The sequence below is a fragment of the Salegentibacter holothuriorum genome (genome assembly GCF_900168045.1).
GTDB lineage: Bacteria > Bacteroidota > Bacteroidia > Flavobacteriales > Flavobacteriaceae > Salegentibacter > Salegentibacter holothuriorum.
This window is the reverse complement of the sequence record NZ_FUYY01000003.1, coordinates 214,024-229,182: the sequence shown is the minus strand read 5'-3', so window position 1 is coordinate 229,182 and position 15,159 is coordinate 214,024. Positions and strand designations below refer to the sequence as shown.

The window sequence follows — 15,159 nt, the reverse complement described above, 5'->3', positions numbered from 1 at the left end:
TTTATTCCTTAATTCGCAGTATTTAAATTAATTTATATGAATTTCAGCAATAAAAACTTATACTTGTTACACATCCAATACCATGGTGTGATAATTTTAAAAAATCCCTTATAAATGAACGATTCCACAAAAAACCGATGGTTCATTGCAGCATCAGCAGTTTTTATTCATATTTCTATTGGTGCGGCTTATGCTTACAGCGTCTATACGCAACCTCTGGTTGAAACTAAAGGCTGGTCTATGGCTTCGGTTACCACCGCATTTACAATTATGATGGTTCTCGGTGGAGGTTCCGCAGCATTATTCGGAAAATTTGTAGAGAGAAGTGGCCCAAGAAAATCGGCAATGCTTGCAGCTGCTCTATTTAGCCTGGGACAGGCAGGTTCAGGTTTCGCTATTTCGATGGATTCCTTAACAGGATTTCTATTATCATACGGTCTATTGAGTGGACTCGGGCTGGGAATTGGTTATATAGCTCCGGTTTCTACATTAGTAAAATGGTTTCCAGATAAACGTGGCCTGGCAACAGGAATGGCTGTACTTGGTTTTGGTACCGGCGCTTTAATAACCGCACCTGTAGCAGCAAGTTTAATAGAATCTATAGGTATAAGCTATACCTTTTATATTCTGGGAGCCTCCTATTTTATTCTTATGATACTTGGCGCATCTTATATCGCACCGCCACCAAAAGATTGGATGCCTGCCAGAATGAAGGAAGCTGTAAAAGCCGGAACCAGGAAAATTAAAAAAGATTTAACCCAGGCAACTTCAGGAGAAGCAGTTAAGACCAAACATTTTTGGATGCTATGGACTATGATGCTTATAAACACCAGCGCGGGCATTATGATGATCTCGGTAGCTTCACCAATGGCACAAAACATTGTAGGCTTATCGGCCGGGGCAGCTGCTACTATGGTAGGACTTATGGGTGTATTTAATGGTGGAGGTAGATTGGGCTGGGCTGCAGCTTCAGATTATATTTCGCGACCTAAGGTCTTTATTATTTTCTTTATTATTCAGCTAGCTGCATTCATTACACTGCCAATTATCACAAGTGCATTTATCTTCCAAATTTTTATCTTTCTAGTGGTAAGTTGCTACGGTGGCGGATTTTCTAATCTGCCGGCTTTTATAGGCGACCTCTTCGGAACTAAAGAACTTGGTGCCATTCACGGTTATCTATTAACTACCTGGTCTTTAGGCGGACTTATTGGCCCCACCCTGGTTTCCCAAATTTATACAAGAACAGGAAGTTATATTCCGGTATTTTATGTATTCACCGCACTCATCATTATAGCTCTTATTATTAGTATATTATTAAACAGAAGCATTCAAAAAGCTAAATCAAAGGTGGAAAAACTTCAATATGAGGCCTCAACTTCAGAATAATCTGTGTTTTCGCTGATTTCCTGAATTCTGGAACTTTAATATATTGGCTGATATTGATTTTATGCTTTTCCAAGTTTGAAAAAAACTTCTAAAAGAATGAGAAATTTCAATTAATAGTTCATATAGAGACTCCCTACTCCTATTATAATTGCCCGTCAGGACAAGCTTCTCGCCCCTCATTATAATGCATAAAAAAACCTCTCAAAAAATGAGAGGTTTCAATTAAGAGCCGATGGAGGGACTCGAACCCACGACCTGCTGATTACAAATCAGCTGCTCTAGCCAGCTGAGCTACATCGGCCAGTAATTTTTATAGCGCGTTGATCTTCGCGATAAGAGCTTCAGCCTTTACTTCCAACTCTTTTTCTATTGCTTTAAAATGTTGTTTTTTATTCTCAACATCTTTTTGGTTGATCTTAGTGATCAATTCGTCAAAATTTGAAATAGCTTCATCTACAATCGCTTCAGTTTTAGATGCGTCTTCAGGGTTAGCCATTTGATGTATGTATGCGGCATCAATAATGTCTCCCATTACATAATTCACATCTCTTTTTAATAATCTTTTACTTGCCATATCGCTTAAATTTCGGCTGCGAATTTAGGTTATTTTTCAATACAAATAACCTCATTCCTAAAAATTATTTTTCCTGAATTTTCTTTAAGGAATTAAGTGCTTCGGGAATGTGCTGTGAAGCCCCCATACTATTGAATCTATGAATTAATTTCTTATCCTTATCAAATACAAATGTTTCTCTTCCCGGAAGCAAACCAAGTAAACCCGGTTTTACACCAAAAGCTTTTCGAGCTCGTTTTTCCTTATCAGATAGTAAAATAAAGGGAAGCTTATATTTTGAAGCAAACTTTTTATGAGAATTTTCATTATCGGTACTTATTCCAATTACCTCAGCTCCCAAATCCTGAAATTCTTCATAGTGATCTCTAAAACTACAAGCTTCTTTAGTACAGCCTGGAGTAAAATCTTTGGGATAGAAAAATATAACCAACGCCTTATCTTCAAGTCTGGAAAAATGATAGTTCTCTCCCTCCTGATCCTTCAAAGTCAATCTCGGTAATTTGTCGCCAATTTTAAGTGCCATCTATTCTCCTTTATAGGTTACGTAATTTCTTGGAGTCTCGTATAATGTGATTTCCAAATCAAGTTCAGGCCTTAATTTTGCCCTAATTTTATTCCAAATCACTACGGTAATATTTTCGGCAGTAGGATTAAGTTCATCAAAAGGAGCCACCTCTTCGTTTAGGTTCTTATGGTCAAAAGGCACTTCCACTTCTTCGTAAATAAGATCTTTAAGTCGCTTTAAGTCCATTACAAAACCGGTTTCAGGATCTATTTCACCGGTCACGGTTACTATTAAATCGTAGTTATGCCCGTGATAATGAGGATTGCTACATTTCCCAAAAACTTCCAGGTTTTTTTCATCGCTCCAATCTTTACGGTAAAGACGATGCGCCGCATTAAAATGAGCCTTTCTATGTACACTTAACCTCATTTTTGAATACTTGTATAATATTTATCGAAAATAATCTTAAACCATTCAGTATAGACCCCTGGGTTTACCTCCATATCAGATTTTATTTCACCCAGGCTCATCCATTTCCAGTTGGCCACTTCATCAGGATTGGGCTTAGGGTCATCTTCGTAGTTTCCAATTAGAATATAATCGAATTCATGTTCTGTAAGTCCGTTATCAAAAGGAGCTTTATAAATAAAATTCATCACCTCCTTTAATTCGGTACTAAAGCCCATTTCTTCGTGAAGCCTCCTTTTCCCGGCAGCAACATTGCTTTCTCCTTCCCGCTGGTGACTGCAACAAGTATTGGTCCATAAACCTGGAGAATGATATTTAGAATGCGCTCGCTGCTGGATCATCAACTCATTTTTTTCATTAAAAACAAAGACTGAAAATGCCAGGTGCAACAAAGCTTTTTCATGTGCCTCTATCTTTTCCATTAGGCCAATTTGCTCGCCTTTCTCGTTAACTAATACTACGTTATCTGTTCCCATTTTTTTCTTTGATTGCCAAATGTACGAAATGAAATGTGGGTTATACAAATCCACATTTCCTAAAATTATGTTGCAATTACAGTAAAAAACTTCGGAGCAAGCTCACGAAGCATTGTTATTGGAAAATATAATCTGATTTCGAGGCAAGCCTCGGAGCATTTAATCTCGATTATCGAGTAAAACTATAAAAATTAACTAAAACCTTTTTTGAGAATATATATCACAATCTATGCTTAAAATAAATTCTGATCGCCTGTTTTTCTTATGCTCTGTTTCAGTGCATCCGGTATTATTTCCACAGGGATTAGTCAATTCTGTTTCGCCATAACCTCTTCCCGTAATACGCGAACCGGAAACGCCTTGTTCAATTAAATATTCAGTGGTAGTCTTAACCCTCCTTTCAGAAAGTTTTAAGTTATATGCATCATTCGCCCTGCTATCGGTGTGTGATCTTATATCCAGCAAGAGAGCAGGATAATCTTTCATAAAATTGGCAATACTATCTAAAGCCGGTTTGTCATTAATTCTAATTTCAGCTTTATCAAGATCAAAATGGATGGGGCTTAATTTTAAGGCCGCAGTAAGATCGTCCCCAACTTTAGTATCAACTATTGGCACACCTCTTCTATCTCTAAATTCCAATGCATTTTCTCTTCTTTTTACTTCTGTCGCATAGAAACTCCAGTTAAAAAAGGCTCTTATAGCTGCAATATTCTCAGGGTTTCTACCGTAAATACTATGTCCTGACTGGTACATCACCAGACCGTTTTTGGTATTTCCATAAGCGTGTCCATAAGCTGTAATGACTGCAGTATCTTCAGAAATTTCAGGAATATCTGGCGCATCAGCATCTATTACTATTTTCTTTGTTCCCCTGCGCCACCTGTTTATTTTCTTCGGAAGAAAAATTCTTTCAGAACCATTTAAGTGCGCTTTATCTGGGCTACCAATATACTGGGCAACCGGATCTGCCGGTAGTGAATTTTGAAAAGGTGGTGTCCCGTGACTATGCTCTCTATACGGAATTAAACCGGCACTTTGAGCTCCCGGAAACCCGGCACTTAAAAAATTTAACTGAATAAATGAAGTGCTATCACTATCTTCAAGTTTTATTTTCCCGGTAAGATTTTCTAAGATACTAACTGCATGGCAACCTGCCCAAATTGCTCCTTTATATTTACGATTCCAAACATAAAGGTTTTTATGAGAATTAAATCCGGGATCTGCATGGGGCATCACAAAAATATCATCACACACCCCAAGATCTTCAGGTCTTTTCCACTTCTCTCTATTACTTCCGCCATAAGCCTTCGCAGGGATTCCAGCAGCTTTAAAAAAAGGCAAAGCAATATAGCCATTTTCCCTATCTAAGGTCCATTGAGGGGCTATAGACAAATTGGTAAAAACTGGAACTAGAATAGATTCCTCTATATACAATCCAACAACTCCTTTTTCTTCCCATGCAGCAATTAATTTCTTTACATCAGTAGTTATATAAGAAACCGGAATAATAAATGTGCCTCCCCTAAAAGCAGTATCACGGTAGGTGAAATCTGCCCCGTCTTTTATTTTATCAGTTTTAATGATCCATTTAACTTCAATCTTCTCATATTTCAACAAGCTATAGATCAACCCATAAGCCTGTAAAGAGTTTTCTGCGGTTTGTGGGCTAACCCCCATATTAATCACGTAAGCACCCTTAGCTATTTGATGCTTCCCAGACTGACCATAAAAAGTTAAACCCATTAATGAAATGGCCCAAAAAACCATTATTCTTTTAAGAAATTGCCCCATAATGTAAAAATAATGAATGTTTTCAAAGCTTAAAGTTTTTAAGATTTTTTTGATAACCCCTTCAGGTGTTTTATAAAAGGCGCTTTTAAATAATCCTTAATTTTCCTCAAAATAATAGTACTTTTGCAGCTCTGAATTATTTGGAGTAAACTCCGGTAATTAGCATTTACCATAAAGGTTTTCTAAGCTTTACTATACAGTAAACAGGAGGCCCGTTAATATTTTTATAGATGAAGAGTTTTCAAAAAGAACTAAAACGAAGAAGAACCTTTGGAATTATTTCCCACCCCGACGCGGGTAAAACCACGCTTACCGAAAAATTGCTGCTTTTTGGTGGTGCAATTCAAGAAGCGGGTGCGGTAAAATCTAATAAAATCAAAAAAGGCGCGACCAGTGACTTTATGGAAATTGAACGCCAAAGGGGAATTTCGGTAGCGACTTCGGTTTTAGCTTTTGAATATAGAGATATAAAAATCAATATCCTGGATACCCCGGGACACAAGGACTTTGCTGAAGATACTTTTAGAACTTTAACCGCTGTTGATAGTGTGATTGTGGTGATAGATGTTGCTAAAGGTGTAGAGGAACAAACTGAAAAACTCGTGGAAGTTTGTAGAATGCGAAACATCCCAATGATTGTTTTTATCAATAAAATGGACAGGGAAGGTAAAGATGCATTTGAATTACTTGATGAGATTGAACAAAAATTAAATCTTACCGTCACTCCACTAAGCTACCCAATTGGAATGGGCTACGACTTTAAGGGAATCTATAATATTTGGGAAAAGAATGTAAACCTATTTACCGGTGATCCTAAAAAGGATATAGAAGATACTATTGAAATTTCTGATTTAACTTCTAATGAATTAGATGAATTAATTGGAGATGATGCTGCTGAAAATTTAAGAGAAGAATTGGAACTTGCTCAAGGTGTTTATCCTGAATTTGATAAAGAAGCTTATTTGGAAGGTCGCTTGCAACCCGTGTTTTTTGGTTCAGCTTTAAATAATTTTGGGGTTCGGGAATTGTTAGATTGCTTTATTAATATTGCACCTACTCCAAGACCCAAAGAAAGTGAAGAACGCCTGGTAAAACCAGATGAAGAAAAGTTTACCGGTTTCGTTTTTAAGATTCACGCAAATATGGATCCTAAACACCGCGACAGATTAGCCTTTATAAAAATTGTTTCCGGAAAGTTTGAGCGAAATAAAGCTTATCTGCACGTAAGACATAATAAAAACCTTAAGTTTTCCAGCCCTAATGCCTTCTTTGCTGAAAGAAAAGAAATTGTAGACGTTTCGTTTCCGGGAGACATTGTTGGATTGCATGATACCGGAAATTTTAAAATTGGTGACACACTTACGGAAGGTGAAAATTTAAATTACCGCGGAATTCCAAGTTTCTCTCCGGAGCATTTTAGATATATCAACAACGCCGACCCTATGAAATCAAAACAGCTCGCTAAAGGAGTTGACCAGTTGATGGATGAAGGGGTTGCTCAACTTTTTACGCTGGAGTTAAACGGAAGAAAAATTATTGGAACCGTTGGGGCGCTTCAGTTTGAAGTTATTCAATATAGGTTAGAACACGAATACGGTGCTAAATGTACTTACGAAAATCTAAATGTTTACAAAGCCACCTGGATTGAAGCCGAAGACGAAAAAAGCGAAGAATTTAAAGATTTCAAAAGGTTAAAATCAAAATATCTGGCCAAAGATAAAAAAGGACAATTGGTATTTTTAGCAGACTCTCAATTTTCCTTGCAAATGACCCGCGATAAATATCCGAATATTAAATTTCATTTTACTTCAGAATTCTAAGCGTCTGATTCTAAAACAATAAGCAATAAGCGAAAAGAAACCTATTAATGTGCTGTGTTAGATAGGACTTAATTTCATATATTTTCGGCGTAATTAAGGTTTTATGGATGCATTAGATGAACTCATTTCCCAATTCGCATCAGCGGTTTGGGGACTTCCTTTGGTAATTTTATTAATTGGCGGCGGATTTTACTTGCTTATTTTATCTAATTTCCTTCCGTTTAGATACCTGGGGCATTCATTAGACCTGCTTCGAGGAAAATTTAACAACCCCAATGATCCAGGGGAAATAAATCATTTTCAATCACTTTCTACCGCCCTTTCCTCTACCGTAGGCATGGGAAATATTGCCGGCGTAGCTGTAGCTATAGCTCTGGGCGGGCCGGGTGCTATTTTTTGGCTTTGGGTTAGTGCAGTGGTTGGGATGGCCACAAAATTTTTTACCAATACCCTGGCTGTTATGTACCGAGGTAAGGATACACAAGGGAATATTCAAGGCGGGGTAATGTATTTTATTGAAGAAGGCCTTGGAAAAAAATGGAAGTTTATGGCCATTTTTTTTAGTGTAGCGGGACTTATTGGTGCTTTACCCGTATTCAACGTAAATCAGCTCACACAGGCAATAAATTACATTCTATTAGAACCCAATAATATTCCTACCGGTTTTGGCACCAACCTTATTATCGGGATTATTCTGGTTATTCTTACTTCGGTAGTGATCCTTGGTGGATTACAACGAATAAGCAAAACCGTTTCTAAACTGGTGCCGGCAATGGTGGCGCTTTATTTTATTTCAGTAATTATTATTTTAATTGTGAATTTTGATGTTGTGCCTTATTATTTCTCATCAATATTTACAGATGCTTTTGCTGCGGAAAATTATAAAGGTGAACCAATGCTTGGCGGCGTGCTGGGTGGTTTAATTATTCTTGGAGTAAGAAGAGGAGCTTTTTCTAATGAAGCCGGTATAGGAACCGCTACAATGGCTCATGGAGCCAGCAAAACTTCAGAACCGGTACGAGAAGGACTTGTAGCAATGCTGGGACCGGCTATAGATACTTTAATAGTATGCACGCTTACCGCACTTGCTATTCTAGTAACGGGAATTTGGCAAACTACAGATGTGAATGGTGTAAGCCTTACTGCAGCTGCTTTTGAAGATGCCATTCCTTATGTTGGAGATTACCTTTTATTACTTTGTATTTCAGCATTTAGTATTTCGTCATTATTTTCTTTTTCATACTACGGAACAAAATGTCTCTCCTATTTGGCCGGTGCAGAAAATAAACATTATTATAATTATTTCTACATTATAAGTATTCTCTTGGGAGCCACTACTTCTTTAAGTATGATGATTAATCTCATCGATGGTTTCTTTGCCCTTATGGCAATTCCAACAATGATCTCGACACTAATTTTAGCTCCAAGGGTTATGAAAGCCGCAAGAATATATTTTAAGAAACTTAAAGAATAGTTCTTATTTCTTATCGAAAACCTGAAAAACCTTTAGCTTTTTTCCGGTTAGTTTTTCTAACAGATCGCCCTTTCGCAAAGTACCCCAAATTTCAAGTTCGGGATCACTATGGGTGGTTATTAATAATTCAATAGTTTCTTCTTTATTATTTATTTCCAGCTTTTGTACGTTTTGGTAGTGACTGCGATCTAAGCCATCGGCAACCCTTAAGATAGCCGAAAGCTTTTTCACTCTTTTTCGTAACTTTTTATTCAACTGTTTGTATGGCTTATGGCGCTTATGTGGCGTAGACTTTCTATGATATCTGCTTACATTAGCCATAATATTGATCTCATCTTCTTTAAAGCCGAGTAAATCTGAATATTTAATAAGATATAAAGCGTGTTTATGGTGTTTTCGATAAGAGATGTAATAACCTATATCGTGCATTAAGCTGGCGTATTCCAGCAATTCCCTGTCAGACTCTTTTAAACTCAATTCTTCTTTAAATTCATCAAAAAACTGTAGTGAAAAATTAGTCACATGCCGGGAATGAGCTTCAGGCCAATTGGTTTTTCGCAGTAATTCGTAAATACTTCTACGTCGTGGATCTTTAAAATGTGCTACAAGATCCAGGTTGAGCTGATCTTTTTTATTTTTAATATAATTCAGGATCATTCCTTCCCGAAGTGCGCCTTCAGAAATTTTAATACTTTCAATGCTCAATTTATCAATTAGGAAATTCACTAAAACCATCCCAGAATTAATAATATCGATCCTTTTTTCTTCAAGACCTTTTTCATTTTCACGCTGCTTTCTATCGAGTTTTATAAAACCTGAATATAGATCATTAAAATTGTTCGCGCTAAATTCCAGTTCATTAAGACTCCTCTCGGCGGTTAGGGATTTTCTACTGGCGACCATCTGGCCAATATTCTCCATAGTTCCGGAAGAACCGATAATAGTTTTCACATTATGTTTTTTAGCTAATTTGATTATTTCATTGAGTTCTTTTTTAAAGTGATTTTGCAGCTTTTTAATATCCTCTTCCTTAATAGGATCTGAGTCTATAAATGTGGCAGTCATTCTGGCAACTCCCAGTTTTAAACTATTGTAATAAATAAATTCTTTGTTGTTACCAATAATAAATTCTACACTTCCGCCACCAATATCTGCCATTAGCACCATCTCTTCACTTAAAACAATGCCATGCTTTATCGCCAAGCCAATCATTTCCGCTTCCATTTTTCCAGAAATAGCACGCACCCTTATTCCAACATTCTCACCTACTTCTTTAATAAAATCACCTCCATTTTCAGCTTCACGAATAGCACTGGTAGCAAAAGCAAGAATGTTTTCTACCTTATGGCTATCACATAAAAACTTAATTCGCTTTAGTGCCTCCATTCCCCTATCCATTGCTTCCCTGCTCAATCTATCTTCCAGGCCTTTTTCGGCGAGACTAACCATTTCTTTTAGTTTATTCACTGTACGAAAACTACCATCAGGGTAAATATCCACCAAAACAGCGTGAAAAGAATTAGTACCAAGATCTATTGCGGCTATTCGTTTTGTGGCTTCAGATTTAGAAATATTATCGGTCATTGTTTGCGGTATTTAGCTATACTTCTAAGTTAAGTATTATTTGATAAAAAACTTTTCAAGCTTTTACCATAGTTTTTTAAACAACAAAAGCCCCATAGAATCCATGAGGCTTTTAAAATATATTTTAGGCAAACTACCTCGGAGCAAGCTCACGAGAAATTTATAGCAAATAATATTTTTAATTTCGAGGCAAGCTTCGGAGTACCAAATCTCGATTATCGAGTAAAATTAGGCCTGACCGGTTGGTCCAAAATTTAATGGCATTGGTGCCTTTTCATAATCTCTAATTTCGCCGTGAGCTTTTTCAAAACGTTGAATATTATCGTTCAAAGCTTTTAACAAACGCTTTGCATGTTGTGGGGTTAAAATAATTCTTGATTTAACTTTACTCTTAGGCCTGCCTGGCATAATATTCACAAAATCTACCACAAATTCTGAAACTGAATGATTAATAATAGCTAAATTAGAATAAGTTCCTTCTGCTACAGCTTCATCAAGTTCTATATTTATTTGACCTTTCTTAGGTTTCTTACTTTCTTCACTCATAATATTAAATTGAATTTTATTTAAAAGATTCCGAAGAAAACATCGGAGCGCTCTGTTTATCGCGTAATATAAAAGTACAAAAAATCCCGACTTTAGATCGGGATTCCTCATTTTATAAAAAGAAAAGAGCCGCGTTTGCGGCTCTTTTTATAGCTATTAGTTATAATTAACTTCTTGCTTGTGTTCCATCATTTCGTCAAATTCTTCTTTAGAACCAACAATAATGCTATCGTACTTGCGCATACCTGTACCTGCAGGGATTCTATGCCCTACAATTACATTTTCTTTTAATCCTTCAAGCTTATCGATTTTACCGCTTACGGCAGCCTCGTTCAATACTTTGGTAGTTTCCTGGAAGGAAGCCGCAGATATAAACGATTTTGTTTGTAGCGATGCTCGAGTAATACCCTGAAGAACCGGTGTAGCGGTTGCAGCGGTTACATCTCTTGCAGTTGCAAGGTTTTTGTCTTCACGTCTTAACAAAGAATTCTCATCTCTAAGCTCTCTTGGTGAAACGATTTGACCTGGTTTTAAGTTCTCAGAATCACCTGCATCTTCAACCACTTTCATTCCGAAGACTTTATCGTTCTCTTCAATGAAATCTGATTTATGAACAAGTTGGTTTTCAAGGAAAATAGTATCTCCCGGATCCTGAATTCTAACCTTACGCATCATTTGTCTTACTACAACCTCAAAGTGCTTATCATTAATTTTCACACCCTGTAGTCGGTAAACTTCCTGAACTTCGTTTACAAGATATTGTTGTACTGCGTTCGGTCCTTTGATATTAAGTATATCTTCTGGAGTAACAGAACCATCAGAAAGTGGCATACCTGCACGAACATAATCGTTTTCCTGAACAAGGATCTGGTTAGATAACTTCACTAAGTATTTCTTAACCTCTCCCAATTTAGATTCAACAATAATTTCCCGGTTACCTCTCTTTATTTTTCCGAAGGAAACAACACCATCAATCTCACTAACTACAGCTGGATTAGATGGGTTACGAGCTTCAAATAACTCGGTTACCCTTGGAAGACCACCGGTAATATCACCTGCTTTAGATGATTTACGAGGAATCTTAACCAAAATCTTACCAACTCCAATTTTCTCTTCGTTGTCTACCATAAGGTGAGCCCCTACAGGAAGGTTATAAGAACGAATTACTTCGTCTTTTTTACCTAAAATATGTAAAGTTGGAATAAGCTTTTTATTACGAGATTCAGAAATTACTTTTTCCTGGAATCCTGTTTGCTCATCGATTTCTACCTGGTAAGTAACACCCTGCTCAACGTTCTCATACTTAATTTTACCGGCAAATTCTGAAATAATTACACCGTTATATGGATCCCATTGGCAAACCACATCACCTTTAGATACCTTAGCACCGTTATCAATAAAGATTTGAGAACCGTATGGAATATTATTGTTACTCAATACCACTCCGGTTTTTGAATCCTTTATTTTAAGCTCGGCTGTTCTTGAAATAACAATCTCAGCCTGGCTGCCATCAGGAGCTTCCCCTTTTACAACTTTAAGGTCTTCAATTTCTGCAATACCGTCAAATTTAGCCTCAAGTTTGTTATCTTCTGAAATGTTACCTGCAATACCTCCCACGTGGAAAGTACGTAGCGTTAACTGTGTACCGGGCTCTCCAATAGATTGCGCAGCAACAACACCTACAGCTTCACCTCTTTGTACCAGTTTATTGGTAGAAAGGTTTCTTCCGTAACAATTTACACAAATTCCTTTTTTAGCTTCACAGGTTAGTGGTGATCTTACTTCTACACTCTCTATTGGAGCATTTTCAATCTTGGTAACAATTTCTGAAGTAATTTCTTCGCCTGAAGCTACTAAAAGTTCATTATTAGAAGGGTTAAGAACATCATGGAGAGAAATACGTCCTAAAATACGTTCTCCAAGAGATTCTACAATTTCTTCGTTCTTCTTAAGTGGTTTAACTTCTACACCTCTTAAAGTTCCACAATCTTCTTCATTTACAATAACATCTTGCGAAACATCAACCAATCTACGTGTTAAGTAACCCGCATCGGCAGTTTTAAGTGCGGTATCGGCAAGACCTTTACGTGCACCGTGAGTAGAGATAAAGTATTCAAGAATTGAAAGCCCTTCTTTAAAGTTAGAAAGAATTGGGTTTTCAATAATTTCACCTCCACCAGAGTTAGATTTCTTAGGCTTGGCCATAAGACCACGCATACCTGTAAGCTGACGAATCTGTTCTTTAGACCCACGAGCACCAGAGTCAAGCATCATAAACACAGAGTTGAAACCTTGCTTATCTTCACGAATACGTTTCATTGCCAATTCGGTTAGACCGGCATTGGTAGATGTCCAGATATCAATCACCTGGTTGTAACGCTCGTTATTGGTAATAAGCCCCATATTATAGTTTCCTACAATACCTTCAACCTGTTCGTTAGCCTCATCAATCATAGTTTGTTTCTCAGCAGGGATAATAATATCACCTAAACTAAAAGAAAGTCCACCACGGAATGCGTATCCATAACCCATTTCCTTAATTGCATCAAGGAATTCTCCGGTTTCAGGAACGCTAGTTTTAGCTAATACTTCACCAATAATATCCCTAAGGTTTTTCTTGGTTAATACAGTATTCACATAACCTACTTTCTCTGGTACAGCTTGATTAAACAATACTCTACCAACTGTAGTTTCTATGATTTGGTAAGTTAACTCACCTACTTCATTAAAATCTTTTGCGCGGATCTTAATTTCGGCATTAAGATCTACTCTCTTCTGGTTGTAAGCGATTACCACTTCTTCATCAGAATAGAAAGTAAGCCCTTCACCTTTAACCTTAACCTCGTCTGTAGATTTTCTAGACTTGGTCATATAATAAAGACCAAGAATCATATCCTGAGACGGCACTGTAATTGGTGAACCATTTGCCGGGTTAAGAATATTGTTAGAAGCAAGCATTAATAACTGAGCTTCTAAAATAGCCTCGGGCCCAAGCGGTAAATGCACCGCCATCTGGTCACCATCAAAATCGGCATTAAATGCCGTACAGGCTAATGGGTGTAATTGTATCGCTTTACCTTCAATAAGTTTTGGCTGGAATGCCTGGATACCTAAACGGTGAAGCGTAGGAGCACGGTTAAGTAATACCGGGTGTCCTTTAAGAACATTCTCAAGGATATCCCAAACTACCGGCTCTTTTTTGTCTATTATTTTCTTGGCAGATTTAACTGTTTTTACAATTCCTCTTTCAATTAATTTTCTAATTACGAAAGGCTTGTAAAGCTCAGCAGCCATATTCTTTGGAAGACCACATTCGTGCATTTTCAATTCTGGCCCAACAACAATTACCGAACGCGCTGAATAATCTACACGTTTACCAAGTAAGTTTTGACGGAAACGCCCCTGCTTACCTTTAAGAGAATCTGAAAGCGATTTTAACGGACGGTTAGAGTCTGTTTTCACCGCTGAAGATTTTCTGGTATTGTCAAACAATGAATCTACAGATTCCTGAAGCATACGTTTTTCGTTACGTAAAATCACTTCAGGAGCTTTGATCTCCATTAATCTTTTTAGACGGTTGTTACGAATAATAACCCTTCTATAAAGATCATTTAAATCTGAAGTCGCGAAACGTCCACCATCAAGAGGTACAAGAGGTCGTAATTCTGGTGGAATTACAGGAACCACTTTCATAATCATCCATTCCGGAAGATTCTCGCGATTGTTATTGGCATCACGGAAAGCTTCTACAACCTGAAGACGCTTAAGCGCTTCAGTTTTACGTTGTTTTGAAGTTTCGTTATTTGCCTTATGTCTTAACTCGTAAGAAAGTTCGTTAAGATCTATTCTTCTTAATATTTCAATAAGACATTCGGCTCCCATTTTAGCGATAAACTTATTTGGGTCGCTGTCTTCTAAGTACATATTTTCCTGCGGAAGGCTATCTAAAACGTTTAGATATTCTTCTTCAGTAAGGAAGTCCATTTTCTTTAATGGTTCACCTTCTTCGTTTTTAGCAATACCAGCCTGAATTACCACGTAACGTTCGTAGTAAATAATCATATCTAATTTCTTAGATGGAAGACCAAGCAAGTATCCAATTTTGTTAGGTAAAGAACGGAAATACCAGATATGTGCTACAGGAACTACCAAATTAATGTGCCCAACACGGTCTCTACGTACTTGTTTTTCGGTTACTTCTACCCCACAACGGTCACAAACAATTCCTTTGTAACGTATTCTTTTATATTTACCGCAGGCACATTCGTAATCCTTTACAGGACCAAAAATACGCTCACAAAACAAACCGTCACGCTCAGGTTTGTGCGTACGATAATTGATAGTTTCCGGTTTTAGAACTTCACCACGAGATTCTGCGAGGATAGATTCCGGGGAAGCCAAACCGATAGAGATTTTATCAAATCTCTTTACTGTATTCTTATCATTATTTCTAGCCATAATAACTCTGCTGCTATAATTATTGTGAAAAACCTGTTTTCAGGGATGCCGTAACACCCCTTTAAAACAGT

11 protein-coding genes and 1 tRNA gene are annotated in these 15,159 nt (G+C 37.2%); 3 read left to right on the top strand and 9 right to left on the bottom strand.

Annotated features, from left to right (window positions below):
• Window positions 1-114 precede the first annotated feature (114 nt).
• Window positions 115-1,389, top strand: coding sequence for an L-lactate MFS transporter (locus B5X51_RS09560; protein WP_079720952.1), 1,275 nt, complete (start codon window positions 115-117; stop codon window positions 1,387-1,389).
• A 227-nt stretch (window positions 1,390-1,616) separates the two neighbouring features.
• Here the strand turns inward: B5X51_RS09560 and B5X51_RS09555 are convergent.
• The 6 genes from B5X51_RS09555 to B5X51_RS09530 form a co-directional block, all read right to left on the bottom strand.
• Window positions 1,617-1,690 (bottom strand) — tRNA-Thr (locus tag B5X51_RS09555).
• 9 nt (window positions 1,691-1,699) lie between these two features.
• Window positions 1,700-1,963 (bottom strand): hypothetical protein, encoded by a 264-nt coding sequence (locus B5X51_RS09550; RefSeq protein ID WP_079720951.1) that lies wholly within the window; start codon window positions 1,961-1,963, stop codon window positions 1,700-1,702.
• Between the two features lie 64 nt (window positions 1,964-2,027).
• Complete coding sequence (locus tag B5X51_RS09545; RefSeq protein ID WP_079720950.1) at window positions 2,028-2,486, bottom strand: peroxiredoxin; 459 nt, start codon at window positions 2,484-2,486, stop codon at window positions 2,028-2,030.
• The gene (locus B5X51_RS09540) at window positions 2,487-2,897 is read right to left on the bottom strand and encodes a 6-pyruvoyl trahydropterin synthase family protein (RefSeq protein ID WP_079720949.1); all 411 of its coding nucleotides are present in this window, start codon (window positions 2,895-2,897) and stop codon (window positions 2,487-2,489) included.
• Window positions 2,894-3,412, bottom strand: a complete 519-nt coding sequence (idi, locus tag B5X51_RS09535; RefSeq protein WP_079720948.1) for an isopentenyl-diphosphate Delta-isomerase — start codon at window positions 3,410-3,412, stop codon at window positions 2,894-2,896. The genes B5X51_RS09540 and idi overlap by 4 nt, the downstream gene beginning before the upstream one ends.
• 195 nt (window positions 3,413-3,607) lie before the next feature.
• Complete coding sequence (locus B5X51_RS09530; protein WP_079720947.1) at window positions 3,608-5,206, bottom strand: OmpA family protein; 1,599 nt, start codon at window positions 5,204-5,206, stop codon at window positions 3,608-3,610.
• 230 nt (window positions 5,207-5,436) lie between these two features.
• Between B5X51_RS09530 and B5X51_RS09525 the strand changes: the two genes are divergently transcribed.
• Together B5X51_RS09525 and B5X51_RS09520 are read left to right on the top strand one after the other, a co-directional pair.
• Window positions 5,437-7,026, top strand: a complete 1,590-nt coding sequence (locus tag B5X51_RS09525) for a peptide chain release factor 3 (RefSeq protein WP_079720946.1) — start codon at window positions 5,437-5,439, stop codon at window positions 7,024-7,026.
• Window positions 7,027-7,129: 103 nt separating this feature from the next.
• Window positions 7,130-8,500: an alanine/glycine:cation symporter family protein gene (locus tag B5X51_RS09520; protein ID WP_079720945.1), complete on the top strand. Its 1,371-nt coding sequence runs from the start codon at window positions 7,130-7,132 to the stop codon at window positions 8,498-8,500.
• A gap of 3 nt (window positions 8,501-8,503) precedes the next feature.
• Here B5X51_RS09520 and B5X51_RS09515 read toward each other — a convergent pair whose 3' ends face one another.
• From B5X51_RS09515 to rpoC, 3 genes are all read right to left on the bottom strand, one after another.
• Window positions 8,504-10,084 (bottom strand): Ppx/GppA phosphatase family protein, encoded by a 1,581-nt coding sequence (locus B5X51_RS09515; protein WP_079720944.1) that lies wholly within the window; start codon window positions 10,082-10,084, stop codon window positions 8,504-8,506.
• Between the two features lie 228 nt (window positions 10,085-10,312).
• Window positions 10,313-10,630, bottom strand: a complete 318-nt coding sequence (locus B5X51_RS09510; protein ID WP_079720943.1) for a DUF3467 domain-containing protein — start codon at window positions 10,628-10,630, stop codon at window positions 10,313-10,315.
• Between the two features lie 156 nt (window positions 10,631-10,786).
• Window positions 10,787-15,088, bottom strand: a complete 4,302-nt coding sequence (gene rpoC / locus B5X51_RS09505; protein WP_079720942.1) for a DNA-directed RNA polymerase subunit beta' — start codon at window positions 15,086-15,088, stop codon at window positions 10,787-10,789.
• Window positions 15,089-15,159 lie beyond the last annotated feature (71 nt).